The sequence below is a fragment of the Sinomonas sp. B1-1 genome (assembly GCF_050474465.1).
GTDB classification, from domain to species: Bacteria; Actinomycetota; Actinomycetes; order Actinomycetales; family Micrococcaceae; genus Sinomonas; species Sinomonas flava.
Genome location: NZ_JBCHVF010000001.1, coordinates 906,846 through 926,393 on the forward strand (window position 1 = coordinate 906,846; position 19,548 = coordinate 926,393).

The 19,548-nt window shown below is 70.8% G+C and carries 15 protein-coding genes; 2 read left to right on the forward strand and 13 right to left on the reverse strand.

The window, feature by feature from the left end; all coding sequences use genetic code 11:
• Positions 1 to 62 precede the first annotated feature (62 nt).
• Positions 63 to 770: an Rv3235 family protein gene (locus ACQ5BE_RS04220; RefSeq protein WP_430295617.1), complete on the forward strand. Its 708-nt coding sequence runs from the start codon at positions 63 to 65 to the stop codon at positions 768 to 770.
• Positions 771 to 875: 105 nt separating this feature from the next.
• Here the strand turns inward: ACQ5BE_RS04220 and secA are convergent, their stop codons facing one another.
• The 7 genes from secA to mtrA form a co-directional block, all read right to left on the reverse strand.
• A complete protein-coding gene (gene secA, locus ACQ5BE_RS04225) occupies positions 876 to 3,599 on the reverse strand; it encodes a preprotein translocase subunit SecA (RefSeq protein WP_430295618.1) in 2,724 nt (907 codons plus the stop codon).
• Positions 3,600 to 3,734: 135 nt separating this feature from the next.
• On the reverse strand, positions 3,735 to 4,952 hold the full coding sequence (locus ACQ5BE_RS04230) for a winged helix-turn-helix domain-containing protein (RefSeq protein ID WP_430295619.1): 1,218 nt from the start codon (positions 4,950 to 4,952) through the stop codon (positions 3,735 to 3,737).
• Positions 4,953 to 5,036: 84 nt separating this feature from the next.
• Complete coding sequence (hpf, locus tag ACQ5BE_RS04235; protein ID WP_344298555.1) at positions 5,037 to 5,774, reverse strand: ribosome hibernation-promoting factor, HPF/YfiA family; 738 nt, start codon at positions 5,772 to 5,774, stop codon at positions 5,037 to 5,039.
• Between the two features lie 146 nt (positions 5,775 to 5,920).
• On the reverse strand, positions 5,921 to 6,892 hold the full coding sequence (locus ACQ5BE_RS04240) for a ComF family protein (protein ID WP_430295620.1): 972 nt from the start codon (positions 6,890 to 6,892) through the stop codon (positions 5,921 to 5,923).
• 63 nt (positions 6,893 to 6,955) lie between these two features.
• Entirely contained in the window at positions 6,956 to 8,677 is a 1,722-nt protein-coding gene (locus ACQ5BE_RS04245) for an LpqB family beta-propeller domain-containing protein (protein ID WP_430295621.1), read from the reverse strand.
• Positions 8,674 to 10,614, reverse strand: a complete 1,941-nt coding sequence (mtrB, locus tag ACQ5BE_RS04250) for an MtrAB system histidine kinase MtrB (protein WP_430295622.1) — start codon at positions 10,612 to 10,614, stop codon at positions 8,674 to 8,676. The genes ACQ5BE_RS04245 and mtrB overlap by 4 nt, the downstream gene beginning before the upstream one ends.
• 23 nt (positions 10,615 to 10,637) lie before the next feature.
• Positions 10,638 to 11,312, reverse strand: a complete 675-nt coding sequence (gene mtrA / locus ACQ5BE_RS04255) for an MtrAB system response regulator MtrA (protein ID WP_430295623.1) — start codon at positions 11,310 to 11,312, stop codon at positions 10,638 to 10,640.
• 179 nt (positions 11,313 to 11,491) lie between these two features.
• On the opposite strand from mtrA, the gene ACQ5BE_RS04260 reads away from it, so the two are divergent.
• Positions 11,492 to 12,379 (forward strand): cytochrome c oxidase assembly protein, encoded by an 888-nt coding sequence (locus tag ACQ5BE_RS04260; RefSeq protein ID WP_430295624.1) that lies wholly within the window; start codon positions 11,492 to 11,494, stop codon positions 12,377 to 12,379.
• A 28-nt stretch (positions 12,380 to 12,407) separates the two neighbouring features.
• On the opposite strand, the gene ACQ5BE_RS04265 is transcribed toward ACQ5BE_RS04260, so the two are convergent.
• From ACQ5BE_RS04265 to ACQ5BE_RS04290, 6 genes are all read right to left on the reverse strand, one after another.
• Entirely contained in the window at positions 12,408 to 13,424 is a 1,017-nt protein-coding gene (locus tag ACQ5BE_RS04265; RefSeq protein ID WP_430295626.1) for a hypothetical protein, read from the reverse strand.
• A 1-nt stretch (position 13,425) separates the two neighbouring features.
• The gene (locus ACQ5BE_RS04270) at positions 13,426 to 13,860 is read right to left on the reverse strand and encodes a chorismate mutase (protein ID WP_344298561.1); all 435 of its coding nucleotides are present in this window, start codon (positions 13,858 to 13,860) and stop codon (positions 13,426 to 13,428) included.
• 73 nt (positions 13,861 to 13,933) lie between these two features.
• Entirely contained in the window at positions 13,934 to 15,652 is a 1,719-nt protein-coding gene (locus tag ACQ5BE_RS04275) for a dipeptide ABC transporter ATP-binding protein (RefSeq protein WP_430295627.1), read from the reverse strand.
• A complete protein-coding gene (locus ACQ5BE_RS04280) occupies positions 15,649 to 16,620 on the reverse strand; it encodes an ABC transporter permease (protein WP_208709390.1) in 972 nt (323 codons plus the stop codon). Before ACQ5BE_RS04280 ends, ACQ5BE_RS04275 begins: the two co-directional genes overlap by 4 nt.
• Position 16,621: 1 nt before the next feature.
• Positions 16,622 to 17,704, reverse strand: a complete 1,083-nt coding sequence (locus tag ACQ5BE_RS04285; RefSeq protein ID WP_208709392.1) for an ABC transporter permease — start codon at positions 17,702 to 17,704, stop codon at positions 16,622 to 16,624.
• A gap of 76 nt (positions 17,705 to 17,780) precedes the next feature.
• On the reverse strand, positions 17,781 to 19,412 hold the full coding sequence (locus ACQ5BE_RS04290; protein ID WP_430295628.1) for an ABC transporter substrate-binding protein: 1,632 nt from the start codon (positions 19,410 to 19,412) through the stop codon (positions 17,781 to 17,783).
• Positions 19,413 to 19,548 lie beyond the last annotated feature (136 nt).

The following is a 19,548-nucleotide window of genomic DNA, read 5'->3' on the forward strand; positions in this document are numbered from 1 at the left end:
GACCCGAACCGCGCACGGGAACGTCCCGCAACCACGCCGCCGACCTGCAAAGGAAGCACGCCATGACATCACTCGCCGTCGTTGCCGGCTCAGCCGCGCTGGACGAGAAGACAGCACCTCACTCGCCCGGACGCGCTGGTCACTCGGTGCCCTGCCGCTCCTCGGATGCCGAAGGCGGGGACCCTGCCGCCGTGGTGCTCCACGTCGTCCCGGACGGACCGCGCACCGCTGACGTCCTCCACTTCCACAGGCCGCGGCGGGAGCGGTCGGCGACGCCGGGACCAGACGTCCGGACCTCCGGGAACACGGCGCTGGCCCCTGCGCAGGCGGAGCGCCAGAGGCCACCTGCGAGAGCACTGCGCGCAGTGGCCCCGCCTGACGAGGCCGGAGAAGTCCGGCACCTCGCCGCCTCGATCACCAGGGCCATCATGGAAGTCCTCGCGGGGGTGCGCCCGCTGCAGCAGCTTGTGCCGTGGCTCCACAGGGACCTGCTGGCGCCCATCGAGTTGCGCAGTGCCCTGTCGCGTCCCCGGCCGGCCCCGGGCCCGCGACAGGGGCGCGACAGGGACGCCGCCCAGACAGGCCCACCGAAGCTCGCGCTGGCCCACCGCGCGGTGTCCGTGCGCTCTGTCCACGCGGCCCGGGTGGCACCGGGGATCTACGAGGTCGCGGTCGTCGTGGTCGACGCCCTGCGCTGCAGGGCGGTTGCGCTGCGCCTCGAATCGGGCGACCGGGCCGGGTGGCAGGTCACCGCGCTCGAGATCGGCTGAGACGGCACCCAGTCGCCGCTTCGCACTATTCGGCCAGCCAACGACGACGCCGGCCCTCCCCCCGCTGAAGGGGAGGGCCGGCGTCGTGCGTCTGCGCAGCGACCGCTAGCGGCGGCGGGACCGCCGGCCGGGGCCGCCCTTGGCTGCAGAGCGGCTCTGGCCTGCCTGCGGCCGGGTTCCATCTCCGCCGTTCTGGCCCGCACGGGCGGCGCGTGCCTGCTCGACGTGGGTCTCGGTGGAGCCGTCCTCGGCCGGGGCCGAGTACTCCAGCTGCACGGGCCGGGCCGGCGCCTCGAGTCCAGGGGCCTGGACGGGCTGTCCCGCGGGGGCCGCTTCGGCAGGCTGGACCTCGAGGTTGAACAGGAATCCGACGGACTCCTCGCGGATGCCCTCCATCATGGCCTGGAACATGGCGAAGCCCTCGCGCTGGTACTCCACCAGCGGGTCGCGCTGCGCCATGGCGCGCAGGCCGATGCCCTCCTTGAGGTAGTCCATCTCGTAGAGGTGCTCCTGCCACTTGCGCCCGATGACGGACAGCACGACGCGGCGTTCGAGGTCCCGCATCATCTCCGAGCCGAGCTTCTCCTCGCGCTGGGCGTAGACCAGCTTCGCGTCGGAGAGGATCTCCTCCTTGAGCATCTCGACCGTGACGCGGGGCTTGCCGCCCGCCTCGTCGATGATGTCCTGGGGCGTGAGCGTGATCGGGTACAGCGTGCGCAGGTTGGACCAGAGGGCGTGGAAGTCCCAGTCATCCCCGTTGCCCTCGGCAGTCGCGGCGTCGATCATCGCCGTGATCGTGTCCTCGAGGAAGAACTGGACCTTCTCATGGAGGTCGTCACCCTCGAGGATGCTGCGGCGGTCGCCGTAGATCGCCTCACGCTGGCGGTTCAGGACGTCGTCGTACTTGAGGACGTTCTTGCGCTGCTCGGCGTTGCGGCCCTCGACCTGCGCCTGGGCCGACTGGATCGCCCGGGAGACCATCTTGGACTCGAGCGCGGTGTCGTCCGGAAGGCTCGACGCCATGAGCCGCTCGGCGCCGCCCGTGCCGAAGAGGCGCATGAGGTCGTCGGTGAGCGAGAGGTAGAAGCGCGACTCACCGGGATCGCCCTGACGCCCCGAGCGGCCGCGGAGCTGGTTGTCGATGCGCCGTGACTCGTGCCGCTCCGTTCCGAGGACGTACAGTCCGCCGAGCTCGAGGACCTCCTCATGCTCGGCCTTCACCGCCTGGTTGGCTGCCTCTAGGGCGGCTGGCCACGCGGCCTCGTACTGCTCGGAGTTCTCCTCGGGATCCAGACCCTTGGCCGCGAGGTCGGCGACCGCCATGAACTCGGCGTTGCCTCCGAGCATGATGTCGGTGCCGCGCCCTGCCATGTTGGTCGCCACAGTGACGGCGCCCTTGCGCCCGGCCTGCGCGACGATCGCGGCCTCACGCGCGTGGTTCTTCGCGTTGAGCACCTCGTGGCGGATACCGGCCTTCGCGAGCGACTTCGAGAGGTACTCGCTCTTCTCGACGCTCGTGGTGCCCACCAGGACCGGCTGCCCGGTCGCGTGGCGGCGCGAGATGTCCTTGACCACGGCCTCGAACTTGACGACCTCGTTCTTGTAGACCAGGTCAGACTGGTCGATGCGGGCCATGGGCTTGTTGGTCGGGATCGGCACCACGCCGAGCTTGTACGTGCTCATGAACTCGGCCGCCTCGGTCTCGGCGGTTCCGGTCATGCCGGAGAGCTTGCCGTAGAGGCGGAAGTAGTTCTGGAGGGTGATCGTGGCGAGGGTCTGGTTCTCAGCCTTGATCTCCACCCCCTCCTTGGCCTCGATGGCCTGGTGCATGCCCTCGTTGTAGCGGCGCCCGGGGAGGATGCGGCCGGTGTGCTCGTCGACGATGAGGACTTCGCCCTCGAGGACCACGTAGTCCTTGTCCCTCTTGAACAGTTCCTTGGCCTTGATGGCGTTGTTGAGGAACCCGATGAGGGGGGTGTTGGCGGACTCGTACAGGTTGTGGATGCCGAGGTAGTCCTCGACCTTCTCGATCCCTGGCTCGAGGACGCCCACGGTGCGCTTCTTCTCGTCGACCTCGTAGTCGCCCTCGCCGAGGCGGAGCGCGATCTTGGCGAACTCCGAGTACCAGCGGTTCGCATCGCCCTGGGCGGGGCCCGAGATGATGAGCGGCGTGCGCGCCTCGTCGATGAGGATCGAGTCGACCTCGTCCACGATCGCGAAGTGGTGGCCCCGCTGGACGAGCTCGTTCTTGTCCCAGGCCATGTTGTCCCGGAGGTAGTCGAAGCCGAACTCGTTGTTGGTGCCGTACGTGATGCCGGCGTCGTACTGCTTCTTGCGTGCCGCGGGGTCCATCGAGGCGAGGATGCAGCCGCTCGAGATGCCGAGGAAGCGGTAGACGCGGCCCATCAGCTCGGACTGGTACTCCGCGAGGTAGTCGTTGACGGTCACCACGTGCACGCCTTTGCCGGTGAGGGCATTGAGGTAGGCCGGAGCGGTCGCCACGAGCGTCTTGCCCTCGCCGGTCTTCATCTCGGCGATGTTGCCGAGGTGCAGCGCGGCGCCGCCCATGAGCTGGACGTCGAAGTGACGCATGCCGAGCGTGCGCCCGGCCGCCTCGCGCACGGCCGCGAACGCCTCGGGCAGCAGGTCGTCGAGGCTCTCGCCGTCCTCGTAGCGGGCCCGGAGGCGGTCCGTCTCGCCCCGGAGGTCGCCGTCGCTCAGTCCGCGGAACTCATCCTCGAGCGCGTTGATGGCGTCAGCATAGACGCGCAGCTGCTTGAGCGTCCGGCGGTCACCGGTGCGCAGGAGTTTCTCGAGAAGGTTTGCCACGTGGCGTTCGCTCCCTTGTCAATGGCGTGGGCCGCAGCACGCGCGCGCTGCGGGCGGGCATCAGTCTACGTCAGACACGTATGGGACGGCTTGAGGGTTCCGGCCCGGCAGCTCGGATGCCGCCCCGGGCGTTCCTCATCCGAGACGGCCGGGGAGCTCCCGCCGCAGCGCGGAGGCGAGGCTGCCGCTGTCGGCGACCCGGACGTCGTCGAGCCCGAGCCAGTGCGCGAGGAGCGCCAGTTCCGCGGCGAGTTCCGCGGCGGTGTCCGGCGGGGCTCCGGGCTCGGCATGGGCGGCGTGCACGATGAGGGTCCGGCGGACGCGGTCTGCCTTGAGGTCGACCCGGGCCACCACCGCGTCGCGGAGGAGGAAGGGCAGGACGTAGTAGCCGTACTCGCGCCGGGCGGCAGGCGTGTAGATCTCGAGCCGGTAGCGGAACCCGAAGAGCTCCTCGAGGCGCCGGCGCTCGAAGACGAGCGAGTCGAAGGGGCTCAGCAGGGCCCGCCCCTGCGCCGTGCGCGGGAGGGTCCGCTGCGGATCGCGATAGACCGGCCCGGGCCAGCCCGGCACGTCGACCGGTTCCGCCTCCCCTGAGGCGACAAGCCGCTCGAGCGCGCGGCCGGTGTCCCGGTGCGGCAGGCGGAAGTAGTCGGCGAAGCATCGGACGGTCCCGATCCCGTGCGCTGCCACGGCTGCGCGCGCCAGTTCCAGGATCGCGGCGTCCCGGGACAGCGCGGGATCCCGGGCGAGGCCGGGCGGCAGGACTGCCTCCATGAGCGCATACCTGCGCTCGAACGACGGCGAGCGGCCGGCCGAGCCGAGGATCCCCTCCTCGAAGAGGTGGCTCGCGACACGCTGGACGGCGTTCCAGTTCCATCCCCAGCTGTCGGTCCGGCGCTCCTCGACGTGGCCGAGCCGTTCGGTGAGCTGCGACGCCGTCAGGGGCCGGCTCGAGGCCAGGACCGCGACGATGCGCTCGGCGAGGTCTGCGCGGGTCCCGCTGTCCATGCGGTGGGCGCCCACCCAGGCGCGCCGCTGCCACAGCCGAAGGGCATCGAAGTGCTCGGGCCGCACGAAGCTCGCCTCGTGCGCCCAGTACTCCACCATCCGGCGCGGACTCCGGGAGGAGAGCCGGTCCAGGGCTCCCCGGTCATACGCGCCGACCCTTGAGAAGAACGGCAGGTAGTGGCTCCGGACAAGGACATTGACGGAGTCGATCTGCACGAGCTGCAGGCGCTCGAACACCGCGGTCAGGGACCTCGTCGAGGCCGGTGCGGCGGGACGGGGCCGGTGCAGGCCCTGGGCGGCGAGCGCAAGGCGGCGCGCCTGGGCAAGGCTGAGGGTCGCCCTCACGCGCGCTCGCCTCCGGAAGGCCCACACGCCGCAGCGGCGGCCCCGGACGGGACCGCCGCTGCTGTTGACGCGCCAGACGAGGTGTCAGGAGACAACGGCGCCCTGGTCGTCCGAACGGTAGGCGAGGATCTTCTCCTCGACGGTGGTCTGGCCCGGCTCGCACGCCCGGTCCAGGCTGATGACGCCGTAGGTCCAGCCGCGGCGGCGGTACACGACGGAGGGCGTGTTCGTGTCCGCGTCGATGAACAGGTAGAAGTCGTGCCCCACGAGCTCCATGTTGTCCACTGCGTCGTCAAGGGTGAGCGTCGCGGCGGGGAAGACCTTCCGGCGGATCAGCACCGGGGAGTCACCGGCGGGAATGTCGTTCTCGACCTCGTACGGCGACTGCTCCTCGCCGGCATCGGCGGACGTGCCTGTGGCGCTCTCGAGCGCGTGCTCGGCGTAGATGGGCTGGCTGCTGCTCACCACGGGAAGGGCCGCCGTGGCGGCGCTGACACCCACGGGCGTGTGCTTTCCGTGGTGTACCTTCCGCCTGTCCTTGACCCGCCGCAGCCGTTCGAGGAGCTTCCCGTAGGCGAGGTCGAATGCAGCGAACTTGTCCGGCGCCGTTGCCTCGGCGCGGATCACGGGACCGCGTCCGGTGACCGTGAGCTCGACGGTGAGCTGGTCGCCTCCCGAACGGGCGCCATTCTGCTTGGAGCACTTGGCGTCGACGCGCTGGACCTTGTCTGCAAGGGTTCCGATCTTCTCGATCTTCTCGCTCGCGTACTCACGGAAACGATCAGAAACCGTCAGGTTGCGTCCGCTGATGTTGAACTCCATGGTGCCCTCCAAATTTCCGAGTTCAGCCCGATATCGGCACCGCAAGGCTCGCGCTGTGACAGTCGAGCCCCTTTCCTGAGCCGCTATCGACGGGTCCTTCTGGCTACGGGACCCACTACAGACGTTAGTGGATCGTCACCTTTTATTCACCCTCCATTGGTCCCGTCCCGCCCCTGTCCGCTGGCAGCGTAGCCCCGCGAGCCCGCCGTCGGCTCCCGCAGGGGAACGTAGGCGAGCGTGGCTGCGCCGAGGACGACGGCGCCCGCGGCCTCGAGCGCGCGGGCCGCCTCCCTCAGGGTCGCCCCGGTCGTCAGGACGTCGTCGACGAGGACGCACGCCCGTCCGCGGACCCGCGCCGGCCCCTTCTGCCCCGGGACCCTGACCCGCGCCCTGGCCTCGAGGGACCCGGCCGCGCGCCGGCGCCTCTGGCCCTTCCCGAGCCCCTTCTGCGAGCCGTCCCCGAACCCGGCGGCCGAGCGGGCCGCGCCGAGCAGCGCCGAGTGCAGCGGGACCCGCCGCGGCCTCAGGGCAGGCACCCAGACGGCGCCGGGAGGCAGGCGGCCCTCGCGCCGCGCCCTGCGGCCGAGGAGCGCGAGCGGGTCGAAGCCCCGGCGTAGGAATGCTGCCGTGCTCGTCGGAACGGGCACGAGCCACACCGTGCGGCCCTGGGCGCCGACCGCGGCCCGGACCGCCCGGGCGAGCCCTGCCGCGAGCTCGCGTTCGAGCGTTCGGCTCCCGTGCCGCTTGAAGTCGAGCAGCGCGAGCGAGAGCTCGTTGCGGTAGGGCCCTGCCGCGACGGCGGGGAGCAGGACGGTCCCGTCGGCCTCGATGAGTGCCGCCGCGTGGGCCTCGACCCGGGCCGGACGCGCCGTGATCGAGCGCAGCCGGCGAGCGCAGCCCACGCAGAGGGTGCTGTCCGGAGCGCCGCACGAGACGCAGTCGACGGGAACGACGAGCCCGAGCAGCTCGCGCGCCAGGGCGGCAGTGTGGGCGGCCAGCCGCAGGAGCCGGCTCCGGGACGCAGCAGCGTGGCGTGAGGGGCCGTGCGGCTCGGACGTCGATGGCGGTCCCGCGCCCACGGCGGGACGGCGGCGGGAGGAGGCTCCGTCGTCGTGCATCCCACCAGCGTTGCGCGGCCGCGCCGCACCCGCCACGTGCCGGCCGTGCATGTGGACAGCGCGTCAGCCGGCGAAGGCGGGATACTCGACTCCCTTGCCGTGCTCGGTCCAGGCGGTGCGCACGAGCTGGAACACGCCGGCAGGCGTCTGCGCGTAGATGGCCTGCTCGCCGTTCCCGGCACTGATCGAATGGATCCCGGCCAGCGGCGGCAGCTGGCGCGGCTCGCCCCCGCGCAGTGACACGATCTCGGGCGCCACGGGTTCGGTGGCGGAGAGGCCCGAGACCAGGAGCGTCAGCTCGTCGACCCAGGCCACACGGCGGGCGCCCGCGTCCGCCGTCGGGAGCGTGACGGGATCCGCCAGCTCCCGCGGCACGCCGTCCGGTCCGCGCACGATCCCCGCAAGCTGGAGGACGGCCTTGCCGTCCCGCGAGGACAGCACCGCGACGCGCGCGCCGTCGCGTGAGACCCGCAGGTCTTCGACCGTGCGGCCCGCGAGCCAGCGCGGGGCGATGGCGACGTGCGGCACGTCCGCTCCCTCGGCGACCCCCACGGGCCGGTAAGCCACCACCTCCGTTGCCCCCGTGGCGCCGGGGCCGGCGGTCCAGACCCAGTCTTTGGGCGAGACCGAGGGCGGCGACAGCCGCGTCCGCGATTCGAGGAGGCGCGCCGGCTGGTTGGGCACCGCGGAGTACAGCGCCGGGCCGTCGCCGAGGAACGCGTAGACCTGCTGGGACTGGGCCGCTGCCGGAGCGCGCGGGTTGAACTGGGCGACACTGCGGAGCCCGTCGATGCGGGCCGCCTGCTGGTCGGCGTACCGCACGAGCTCGCCGCCGGCCACGGCGACCTGCCACGTGGGCACCTGGGGGTCGACTGTGGGCTGGGGGATGTTCCCGCCGGTCGTCGGGTCCTCGAGCGCGACCTCGCTCTGGTTCGAGCGCAGCGTCACGCCGACCACCGAGCTGATGCCCGAGAAGGTGCGCACGAGCTGGGCGTGCATCCGCTGGCGGTCCGTGAACGAGGCGTCGCGGACCTCCGAGGTGAGGTCCACCTGGGCGGTGTTGTCGACGATCGGCACGGACTCCCGCTCGAGCCGCACCCCTTGCGGGAAGGACGTCGCGACGGCGGACCGCAGGTACGGGGCCGGCCCCGCGATGAGGGCGCTCACGAGGGACTTCGCCACGCCGGAGTTGTCGATGAACCACCGCACGTCAGGGACGAGCGTGCTGAAGCCCGGGTCGAAGAAGTACAGCGGGAAGGACTTGTACAGGACCTTGAAGGTCTCCTCGGGGATGGCCGTGCCGTCGGGGAGCTTGGACAGCCGCCACTGGCCGTCCACCGACGAGACGGTCACGTCGAGGTGCTCCTTGGTGCCGGGCGGGAAGGGAGTCGAGATCCCCTGCGAGTCGACCGAGTAGGCGAGGTCCATCTCGTAGCTGTACTCGTTCTCGCGTCCGGTGGGCACGACGGCCGCGCTGCCCCGGTAGACCAGCGTCCGCTGGCTCGGCTTCCACGTGACGGCCTGTGCGGGGGCGAGGAACTGCCGCGCGACCGTGAAGTCGTTCTGGTAGCCGCTTCCGGCGTTGAAGAAGCCTTCGATGACGGACTGCGGGCTCGCGCCGTCGCGGGGCCCCGGCGGGATGTACTGGGGGGCGTTGCCCCTCGTCGTGGCGCTGTCGCGGCTCTTCCCCACGGATCCCGTGATCGGCATCTGCGCGCACCCCGCCAGCGCCCCGAGGCACAGCACGACGGCGAGCACCGCCCACCGCAGCCAGCGGCGCGTCACGGTGCCCCCGTCTCGGGCGACGGCGGGGCGGTGCGCCGGAACGCCTGCGGGCCGACGACGACGTCCCGGGTCGTGGTGCCCTCGACGAGGACCACGTCGCCGTCGGCCGGCGCCAGCGCGACGGGCGACTCGCTGATCGTCCCGTCCGCGCGCAGCGGGAGGGTGAGGCGGAAGCAGGACCCCTGGCCCTTGCTCCCCCAGGCCTGCAGCCACCCGTTGTGGAGCTTGACGTCCTCGGTGGCGATCGAGAGGCCGAGGCCGGAGCCGCCGGTCGTGCGGGCCCGCGCCGGGTCGGCCCGCCAGAACCGGTCGAACACCCGCGCCGCCTCGGAGGCGGCCATACCGATGCCGTGGTCCCTCACGGCGACGCCGACCGCCTCGGCGTTGGCGGCGACGAACACCTCCACTGGGCGGCCCTCGCCGTGCTCGAGGGCATTGTTCAGGAGGTTGCGCAGCACCCGCTCGATGCGGCGGTCGTCCATCTCGACGATGATGCTGGGGGTCCGCGTGTACAGCTTCACCTCGGACCCGCACTCGGCGGCGATGGGCGCCGCCTTGTCGATGGCACTGCGGACGAGGGCCACCATGTCCCGCGGCTCCGCGTCGAGGACTGCCACGCCGGCGTCGAACCGCGAGATCTCGAGCAGGTCGTTCAGGAGCGCCTGGAAGCGCTCGACCTGGTTGTAGAGCAGCTCGGCGGAGCGCTTCGTGATCGGGCTGAACTCGTCCCGCGCGTCGAACAGGACCTCTGCGGCCATGCGGACGGTCGTGAGCGGGGTCCGCAGCTCGTGGCTCACGTCGGAGACGAAGCGCTGCTGCATGTGGGACAGGTTCGCCAGCGCGGTGATCTGCTCCTGGAGGTTGGCGGCCATGTGGTTGAACGCCGCGCCGAGCCGGGCGACCTCGTCCTCGCCCTCCACCGCCATGCGCTCCTCGAGCTGCCCGGCGGCGAGCTTCTCGGACACGGCCGCGGCGTGGCTCACGGGCGAGACGACGCTGCGCGTCACGATCCACGTGATGGCGCCGATGAGCAGGAGCAGGAACATGCCGCCGAACCACAGGACGTTCTGCATGTCGTCGAGCGTCTGCTGAGCGGAGACGATGTCATACAGGAGGTACAGCTCGTAGACGGTCCCGCCGAAGCTGACCTTGTTCCCGACCGCGATCGCCGGGTGCTCCCGGTTGTCCACGGTGAGCGGGATGGACTGCCAGTACTGCTCCTGCTGGGAGTGCTGGACCGCCTCGCGGAGGCTTGCGGGGATGTCGTTCTCGGTGCGCAGGTAGGACGCCCGCGAGTCGACCCAGCGGTTGCGGGGCTGGTCCTGGTTGGGGACGGCCAGGAACACGTACTGGCGCGGGGTGCTGGACTCGCGGTCCTCGAGCTGGTCGAGCGTGTCGTTGACGAGCTTGAGCACGCTCTGCTGGTCGGTGACCTGCGCGCCGTCGAACGTCTCCTGGACCTGCTGCACCGCCTGGCGGGTCTGGTTCTCCGCCTGCGCGAGCCGCTCCTGGAACAGGTTGTTCGCAATCTGGTTCGAGAGGTAGGCGCCCACGGCCAGGAAGGAGACGAACGTCAGGACGAGCGTGATGAGCACGGTGCGGAACTGCAGCGACCGCCGCCAGCGGCGCATGAAGCCGCCGCGGACGGCTGCGAGGGCGGGACCGACGCCCACTGCCGTCCGGCCGAGCGCCCTGACGGCCCGCAGCGCGAGGATGCGCCCTCGGCGGGCGAGGATTCTTGCCCGGTCCTGGGGCCGCTCGCGGCGCACCCACCGGCGGGCGATCGCCAGTCCCAGACGGGCCCGGGCACGCAGCCGCGCCGCCCGCTGCGCGCGGCCGGGGCGGTCGACGGCGGCGGGCAGGCTCGCGCCGCCGTCGTGCGCCCCGCCCTGGGGCATCTCGTTCGACGGCGGCCTGCTGCGATGCTCTGTGTCCACGCGGCCCTGCGGCTCCCGGCGGCCTATCCGCCGGCCTTGTACCCGACCCCGCGGACCGTCAGGACGATCTCCGGGGCCTCGGGATCGCGCTCGATCTTCGAGCGGAGGCGCTGGACGTGCACGTTCACCAAGCGGGTGTCGGCAGCGTGGCGGTAGCCCCAGACCTGCTCGAGCAGCAGCTCGCGCGTGAACACCTGCCAGGGCTTGCGGGCCAGGGCCACGAGGAGGTCGAACTCGAGGGGGGTCAGGGAGATGTGCTCATCGCCCCGCTTGACGGTGTGGCCCGCCACGTCGATGGAGACCTCGCCGATCCGCAGCGTTTCGGGAGCCTTCGTCTCGCCCGGGCGGAGGCGGGCGCGCACGCGCGCGACGAGCTCGGCGGGCTTGAAGGGCTTGGGGACGTAGTCGTCCGCACCCGACTCGAGGCCGCGCACCACGTCCGAGGTGTCGGACTTGGCCGTGAGCATGACGATCGGGACGTCGGACTCGGACCGGATCTGCCGGCACACCTCGATGCCGTCGAGGCCGGGGAGCATGAGGTCCAGGAGCACCAGGTCGGGGCGCTGGGCCCGGAACACGTCAAGGGCCTGCCCGCCGTCGGCGCAGAACGCCGGCTCGAAGCCGTCGTTGCGCAGGACAATGCCGATCATCTCGGCCAGGGCCTCGTCGTCGTCCACGACCAGAATGCGTGCCTTCATGCCTTCCACTCTCCCCCACTCGACGTCCCGGGCCGGGCGTGCCGCGCCGGGTGTACACCGCCCTTCATTCTAGGCGCCGCGGCTGGGCGCCCGCCCCGCGGACCCGGCCGCGTGCCCGGCCGCGTGCCCCGGTCCGCGAGTCCCAGCGGGATCTCAGGCAGTACCGCTAGTGTTCGCGGGTGCCGCCGCTCGCAGACATCCTCTCCGCCGCTACGGTCGACCCCGCGGCGATCGCCCTCGCGCTCGCTGCGTCCGCCCTGTACGCGGCGGGCCTCGTGCGGGCACGGCGGAGCGGGGTGGCCTGGCCCCTGTGGCGCGTGCTGGCCTTCTACCTGCTCGGGATCCTCCCGTACGCCGCGCTCGCGTACGGGTTCACGGGGGCCTACGGGTCGTCGCTCCGCTGGGCCTTCACGCTCAAGGTCGCGCTCATGTTCTTCGTCGTCCCGCTCTTCCTCGGGCTCGGCCAGCCGGTCGGCCTCGCCCGGGCCGCCCTGTCGGGGGCGGCGAGGGACCGGCTGGAGCGTGCACTGGCCAGCCGGGCCATGCGCATGCTGGGCAACGCCTTCGTGGCCCCGCTGGTCGGGCTCGTCCTGTTCGGGACGTTCCTGACCCCCCTGCTCTCCGTCTACCGGGGGTCACCGCTGGCCAGCGGGATCCTGAGCGTGGTTGTCCCGCTCGTCGGCCTCCTGCTGGCGCTGCCGCTGACCGAAGGGGACTCCTTCGAGCGCTCGAGCGCGTTCATCGTGCTCGAGTTCGTGTACGTGTTCATCGAGCTCCTCGCGGACGCGGTGCCGGGGATCTTCCTCCGGCTCTCCCCCACGGTGCTCGACGGCGCGGCCTCCTGGGCGGCGGGCGTCCCGCAGTGGTTCCCCTCGCCCCTGCGTGACCAGCAGCTCGCGGGCGACCTCCTGTGGTTCATCGCCGAAGCGGTGGACGTCCCGGTCATCATCCTCATGTTCGTCCGCTTCTCGCGCAGCGACCGCCGCGAGGCCAGGTCCTTCGACGAGCTCAGCGACGAGCAGATGGACGCGCTGGCGCAGGAGCACCTCCGCCGCCGCGGCAGCTGAGTCGCCGCGGCAGCTGAGGCCGCGCACCTCAGCCCAGGGCAATCTGGTTGACGGCGTCGGCGAGCTTGACGGTCCGGTTCAGCCGCGCGGTCGCCTCGGCGGGGGTGAGGGCGGCGAGGCTTCCTGCCGGGGTGACCCGGACGGCGTCGAGCGCGGCGAAGGACAGCCCGAGCTGCCGCCAGGGCCGCACCACCCTCTCGGCGAGCTCGCCGGTCCGCAGCCGCGGCGCGCCGTCGGGCGGGAGGGCCCCGAGCCACACGCGGGCGCCGGCCTCGACCGCGCCGGCCAGCCCTTCCCACTGCGGCACGGTGAGGTCCGCGAGCGGCAGCGAGACCCCGTCCGCGCCGGCCTCGAGGACCGCGGCGAGGGGCGCCTCCCACGCCGGGAGGTTCACGACGACGGCCTCGGCCCCCGCTCCGTGCAGGGCATCGGTGAGGAGTGACCAGGCCGTCCGCGCCTCGTGGCCCGGGACCGCGCGCAGCGTGCGGTAGCCGCTGGCGGTGGGCAGGAGGCCCGCAAGCACCCTCGCCGCCTCGGGCTCGTCGAGCTGGACCGTGAGTCGGGCGCCCGGGACGGCCCGCGCCACCTTCTCGAGGAAAGGCACGACGCCGGCCGCGAGGGACTGCGCGATGTCCCGCCGCGCGCCGTGGTCGCCCAGGACCCGCTCGCCCGAGGGGAGGTAGAGGCCGGCCATGAGGCTCAGGGGGCCCAGGATGCGGACGTGGAGGTCCTCGGCCGGCCGTTCCTCCGCGCCGACGACGTCGGCCAGCACGTTGAGGTCCGTCGAGAGCGCCGACTCCGCGCGGGCGGCGTCGAGGCCGCGCCGGTCCACGACCCGCCACCCGTGCGGCTGGACGTCCGCGTGCAGGTCGGCCAGGAGAGCGGCACTCCTGCCGACCGGGTCGGACCCGACCCCCCGGTCGGGCAGCTCGGCGAGGACGGGGAGATGCGGCGACCCCAGCTCGCCGCGGATGGCCTTGGCCGCTTCGAGGGGGTCGGTCCCCGGCCAGTCCCCCAGCGCGGTCGCAGTGACCTGTCCCGCCACGTCAGGCGTCCGAGGCGGTGTCCTGGCCGTCCCCCGAGCGGCGCGCGGAGACATCCTCCGAGATGGCCTGGTGGTGCCGGATGACCTCGCTGATGATGAAGTTCAGGAACTTCTCTGCGAACGCCGGGTCCAGCTGGGCCTCCTCGGCGAGGCGCCGCAGCCGCGCGATCTGGGCGGCCTCGCGCTCGGGATCGGCGGGCGGGAGGTGGTGCTGGGCCTTGAGGAAGCCCACCCTCTGGGTGACCTTGAAGCGCTCGGCGAGGAGGTAGACGAGCGTCGCGTCGAAGTTGTCGATGCTCGAGCGGATGGAGAGCAGCTCCTCCATGACGGCCGGGTCCACGTGACCCTTCAGGGAGCTCGCGCCGGGGTCGTACTGGCCCTCGGATCGGTGCTCGGTCGTCTCGGCGTCGGCGTCGGGGCGGTGCAGCTCGGTCATGCTGACAGTCTATGGGCCGCCGCATGGTGGCCCCGCGCCCTCAGGGACGCGGGGCCACCCTGCGGACCGGCGGTCAGCCGCCGAGCAGCGCGCGGTGCGCAGCCCTGCGCTCGGCCTGCTCGAGCGGGTCGGGCACGGGCAGCGATGCGATGAGCCGCTTCGTGTACTCGTGCTCGGGTGCACCCATGACGCGGGAGCCGATTCCCTGCTCGACCATGCGGCCCTTGTAGAGGACCCCGACCCAGTGGCTGAGCTGGTCGACCACCGCGAGGTCGTGGCTGATGAACAGCGCCGCGAACCCGAGCTCGGCCTGGATCTCGCGGAACAGCTCGAGCACCTTCGCCTGGACCGAGACGTCGAGCGCGGAGGTCGGCTCGTCGGCGACGAGCAGCTTGGGCCCGAGCGCGAGGGCGCGCGCGAGCGAGGCGCGCTGGCGCTGGCCGCCGGAGAGCTCGTGCGGGTACCGGGCGGCGTACGACGCCGGCAGCTGCACCGACTCGAGCAGCTCGCCCACCCGGCGGCGCACCTGGACGCCACCGAGGTCCAGATGGACCAGGAGGGGCTCGGCGACGCACTCGCCGATCGTCAGCTGCGGGTTGAACGACGCCGCCGGATCCTGGAACACGAAGCCGATGTCCTTGCGGATCGGCCTGACGTCCCGCTCGCGGAAGCCGACCATCTCGTGGCCGAGGACCTTCAGGCTGCCTCCGCTGGCGCGGCTGAGCCCCGCGATGGCCCGCCCGATCGTGGTCTTGCCGGATCCCGACTCGCCCACGAGCCCGAACACCTCGCCCGCGGAGACGGTGAACGAGACGTCCTGGACGGCCTTGAACGGCGGGGTCCCGAGGCGGCCGGGGTACGTGATGTCGAGCCCCTCGGCGCGGACGAGCACCTCTCCGTCCTGGTGGAGGCGCGCCGTGGCGCCTTCCGAGGCGGAGTCCCGCCCGAGGTGGGGAACGGCGTCGAGCAGGCGCCGGGTGTAGTCCTCGCGCGGGGAGGCGAAGAGCGTGCGGGCGGCAGCCTCCTCGACGACCTCGCCCTGGTTCATGACGACGACTCGGTCGGCGAGGTCCGCGACCACCCCCATGTTATGGGTGATGAGCACGATCGACGTGCCGTAGAGGTCACGCAGGTCGCGGAGCAGCTCGAGGATCTCGGCCTGGACGGTGACGTCCAGCGCCGTTGTGGGCTCGTCGGCCACGATCAGGCCGGGGTCGAGTGCGAGCGCCGCCGCGATGACCACGCGCTGCTTCTGCCCGCCGGAGAACTGGTGCGGGTAGTAGTCCACCCGCTTCTCGGGGTCGGGGATGCCGACCTTGCGCAGGGCCTCGACGGCACGCTCCCTGGCCTCCTTGCGGCTGACCCTCCTGCCGTCCCTGCCGCGGTGTGCCCGGATCCCCTCGGCGATCTGCCACCCCACCGTGAAGACGGGGTTGAGCGCAGTCGAGGGTTCCTGGAAGACCATCGCGACGTCGCGTCCCCGCAGCTCGCGCAGCGCGGCCCCGCTGAGCGCGACGACGTTGTGGCCGTTGATCACCACAGCGCCGGAGCTCGTGGCGGTCTCGGGCAGGAGGCCGAGGATGGTCTTGGCCGTGACGGTCTTGCCTGAGCCGGATTCGCCCACGACGGCGACGACCTCCCCCGCCCGGACGTCCAGGCTCACCCCCCGCACGGCGTCGACCTCCCCTGCGTCGGTGGCGAAGGAGACCCGCAGGTCGTCGATCTCCAGGACGGTCTCGTCCGGCCGGATCCCGCCCACCGGGCCGAGCTCCTCTCCGGTGCCGGTGTTCATGCCGGGTTCCCCTTCCGCTTGCGGCCGCGCGTGCGGAGGCGCGCGTCACCCAGATCGTTGATGCTCTCTCCCACGAGCGTGAGCCCCAGGACTGTCAGGACGATTGACAGGCCGGGGAAGATCCCGGTCCACCAGATGCCGGCGGTCACGTCGCTCAGGGCCTGCTTGAGGTCAAAGCCCCATTCCGCCGCGCTCGTCGGCTCGATGCCGAAGCCGAGGAAGCCCAGCGCCGCGAGCGTGAGGATGGCCTCGGAGGCATTGAGCGTGAAGATGAGCGGGATGCTGCGCGTCGCGTTCCGGTAGATGTGCCGGGCCATGATGCGCCAGCTCGAGGCGCCGATGACCATTGCCGACTCGACGAAGGGCTCCGCCTTCAGGCGGATCGCCTCCGCCCGCACCACGCGGAAGTACTGGGGGATGAACACGACGGTCACCGAGAGTGCCGCCGCGAGGATGCCGCCCCACAGGCTCGACTGCCCGCGGGAGATGACGATCGACATGACGATCGCGACCAGCAGTGACGGGAAGGCGTAGACCGCGTCGGCGATCACCACGAGGACGCGGTCGACCCACCCGCCGATGTAGCCCGAGACGAGCCCCAGCGCGACGCCCGCGAAGATCGACAGGGCCACGGCGACGACGATCACGAGGATGGCGGTCTGGGCGCCCCAGACGACGCGGGAGAACACGTCGTACCCGCCCACGGTCGTTCCCCAGATGTGCTGTGGGCTTGGGGGGTCCTGTGCAGGGAAGTTGCCCGAGGCGTCGGAGAGCTGAGAGTAGCCATACGGAGCGACGATCGGGGCGAGGAGCGCGATGAGCAGGAAGACGACGGTGAGTGCGAGTCCCGCAACGAGCATGGCCCGCTGCACACCGACGCTTGCCCTCAGGTGCGAGACAACCGGGAGCCGCTGCAGCAGCGGCTCCCTGCGTTCGATCTCGGGCAGGGCCTGGGTCTTGGCCGTCATCTCAGTACCTCACCCTCGGGTCGATGAGCGCCGCAATGACGTCCACTACGAAGTTCGTGACCGCCACGATCACGGCCAAGAGCACCACGATGCCCTGCACGGCGACGAAGTCCCGCGCCGAGAGGTACTGCGCGAGCTGGAATCCGAGGCCCTTCCACTCGAAGGTCGTCTCGGTCAGGACCGCTCCCGCGAGCAGGAGCGCGATCTGCATGCCCATGACCGTGATGATCGGGATCAGCGCGGGCTTGTAGGCGTGCTTCGTGACGAGACGGAACTCGCTGACACCCCGTGATCTGCCGGCCTCGACGTAGTCCTTGCCGAGCGTGCCGATGAGGTTGGTCCGCACGAGGCGTAGGAACACACCCGCCGTGAGGAGGCCCAGGGCGACGGCCGGCAGCACGGCGTGCGAGACGACATCCCAGAACGCCGGCATGTTGCCGCTGCGCAGCGCATCGAGCCAGAAGATGCCGGACGGTGCGGCGAGCTGGTTCATCGCGAGCTCGGTCGTGGTCGAGGCCCGGCCTGCGATAGGAGTCCAGCCGAGCCATACCCCGAACACGAGCTTGAGCAGGAGGCCCGAGAAGAAGACGGGGGTCGCGTAGAACAGGATCGCCAGCACCCGGAGCACGGCGTCCGAGGACCTGTCGCGCCGGTGGGCTGCGAGCATCCCCAGAGGGATCCCGACGATGAACGCCACGACGAGCGCGTTGACGGCGAGCTCGAATGTCGCGGTCCCGAAGGTCAGGAGCATCTCCGTGACCGAACGATTGTCCGAGATCGTCCGGCCGAAGTTGCCCGTGAAGATCTGTCCGAGGTATTCGACGTACTGGATGAAGACCGGCCGGTCGTAGCCGGCCTCGTGGATACGGAGCTCAAGCTGGTCAGGCGGGAGCCTCCCGCCCAGTGCGGCGGTGATGGGGTCGCCGGTGATGCGCATGAGGAAGAACACAATGGTCACGAGGATGAAGATCGTGGGGAAGATGAGCAGGAAGCGGACGAGCAGGTAGGCGCCCAGCCCGCCGCCCTTCGCCTTGCTAGCCGGAGTGGTGGCGGCCTCTGGCGGCGCCTCGGTGAAAGCTGTCATGGAGATCTCCTGAACACGCCGCGGTGGCGGGGCGCCTCAGCACCCCGCCACCAGACGGCGGGCTGTTCCGTTCGGGCTACTTGCTCAGGACGCCGAGGCGGAACTTGAACGAGGGATCAAGGGTGGTCTCGACGCCCTTGACCGAGGACCCCGCCACGGCGACCTGTGAACCCTGCAGGAGGGGCAGGGTGGGGAGGTCCTTCGCGACAGCCGTCTGGACGTCCTGGATCTGCTTCTCGCGGGCGGACTTGTCCGGGTTGGTCGCCTCCTTGGCGACGAGGTCCTGGACGGCCGCGTTGTCGTAGTGGTTCTTCAGGAAGCTGTTCTTCGTGAAGAACGGCGTGAGGTAGTTGTCCGGGTCGGAGAAGTCCGGGAACCATCCGAGCTGGTACATCGGGTAGACGTCCTTCGCGCGGTCCTTCTGATAGGTCACCCACTCGGTGGACTGGAGGTTCACCTTGAAGAGGCCGCTCGACTCGAGCTGCTGCTTCACGAGCGCGTACTCGTCGCCCGAGGACTTCCCGTAGTGGTCCGGGTTGTACTGGAGGTTGATGGCGAGCGGGGTCTGGATCCCGGCATCCGAAAGGGCCTTCTTGGCCTTGTCGGCGCTCGGCTTGCCGCTGCCGTCCCCGTACATGTCCTTGAGCGGTGTCTTCGCGCCGAGGAAGCCGTCGGCGACGTACGAGTACAGCGGCGTGTACGTGCCCTTGTAGACCTGCTGGGCGATCGCATCACGGTCCACGAGGTCGGCCATGGCTTGCCTGACGGCGAGCGCCTTGGCGGGGTCCGCCTCGGGCGTCTTGGCACCGAAGGGCATCGTGTCGAAGTTGAAGACGATGTAGCGGATCTCGCCGCCGGGGCCCTTGTGGACCGCAACCTTGGAGTCCTTCGCGAGGCTGTCCACATCGGTCGCGGTCAGCGACCGCCACGCGACGTCGATGCTGCCCTGCTGGACCTCGAGCTTGAGGTTGTTGGAGTCGGAGAAGTACTTGAGGTTGACGGTGTCTGTCTTCGGGGCGCCGAGGAGGCCCTTGTAGTCAGGATTCGCCTTGAACGAGACGAGCTGGTTCTTCTGGTAGGAGGACACCGTGTACGGGCCGGCGAAGGCCTTCTTGGCGATGATGTCCTCGTCGTTCATGACCTTGTCGGCGGGGAACACATTGTGGTCCACGATGGGCCCCACGGGGCCGGTGAGGACCTGCGGGAAGGTCTGGTCGTTCTCAAGCTTGAGATGGAAGACCACCGTCGTGGCATCCTTCGCCTCGGTGCTCTCGAGGTTCTCGAGGAGCGACGCCGGCCCGTTGGGGTCGTTGATCTTGACCTGGCGGTCGAAGGAGAACTTGACGTCGGCGGAGTCCAGGGTGTCCCCGTTGGCCCACTTGAGCCCGCTCTTGAGCTTGACGGTGTACTCCTTCGGGGAGGTGAAGGAGGCGGACTCCGCGATGTCCGGCTGGGGCTCGGCGCTGCCGGGCTTCGAATTGAGCAGGAACGGGAAGATCTGGTTCATGACCAGGAAGGAGCCGTTGTCGTAGGACCCGGCCGGATCGAGGAACGTGACCTTGTCGGTCGTGCCGACGGTGATCGGTCCGCTCGCTGCGGATCCGCTGGGCGACGAGCCTCCCGAGGGGCCCGTGCAGGCTGTGAGGGCGAGGGCGGAGATGCCGACGAGCGCGACAGCGCCTCGCACAGCCGATGTGGTCTTAGCCATCTATGACCTTCTTTGTCGAGTCCTGGCCGGCCCCGATGCCGGCGCATACGCCAGCGTGACCCAGGGCACAGTCCTGATGACCTGATTCAACCACCTATCGGGCAAAATGAAACGGTTCTTTGACGGAATTGAGACC

Bases quoted from the DNA above. Each gene is read 5' to 3' on its own strand.
- ACQ5BE_RS04220 (WP_430295617.1), top strand. From the start codon at position 63: ATGACATCACTCGCCGTCGTTGCCGGCTCAGCCGCGCTGGACGAGAAG.
- hpf (WP_344298555.1), bottom strand. From the start codon at position 5,774: ATGGAGTTCAACATCAGCGGACGCAACCTGACGGTTTCTGATCGTTTC.
- ACQ5BE_RS04240 (WP_430295620.1), bottom strand. From the start codon at position 6,892: ATGCACGACGACGGAGCCTCCTCCCGCCGCCGTCCCGCCGTGGGCGCG.
- mtrA (WP_430295623.1), bottom strand. From the start codon at position 11,312: ATGAAGGCACGCATTCTGGTCGTGGACGACGACGAGGCCCTGGCCGAG.
- ACQ5BE_RS04270 (WP_344298561.1), bottom strand. From the start codon at position 13,860: ATGACCGAGCTGCACCGCCCCGACGCCGACGCCGAGACGACCGAGCAC.
- ACQ5BE_RS04275 (WP_430295627.1), bottom strand. From the start codon at position 15,652: ATGAACACCGGCACCGGAGAGGAGCTCGGCCCGGTGGGCGGGATCCGG.
- ACQ5BE_RS04280 (WP_208709390.1), bottom strand. From the start codon at position 16,620: ATGACGGCCAAGACCCAGGCCCTGCCCGAGATCGAACGCAGGGAGCCG.
- ACQ5BE_RS04285 (WP_208709392.1), bottom strand. From the start codon at position 17,704: ATGACAGCTTTCACCGAGGCGCCGCCAGAGGCCGCCACCACTCCGGCT.
- ACQ5BE_RS04290 (WP_430295628.1), bottom strand. From the start codon at position 19,412: ATGGCTAAGACCACATCGGCTGTGCGAGGCGCTGTCGCGCTCGTCGGC.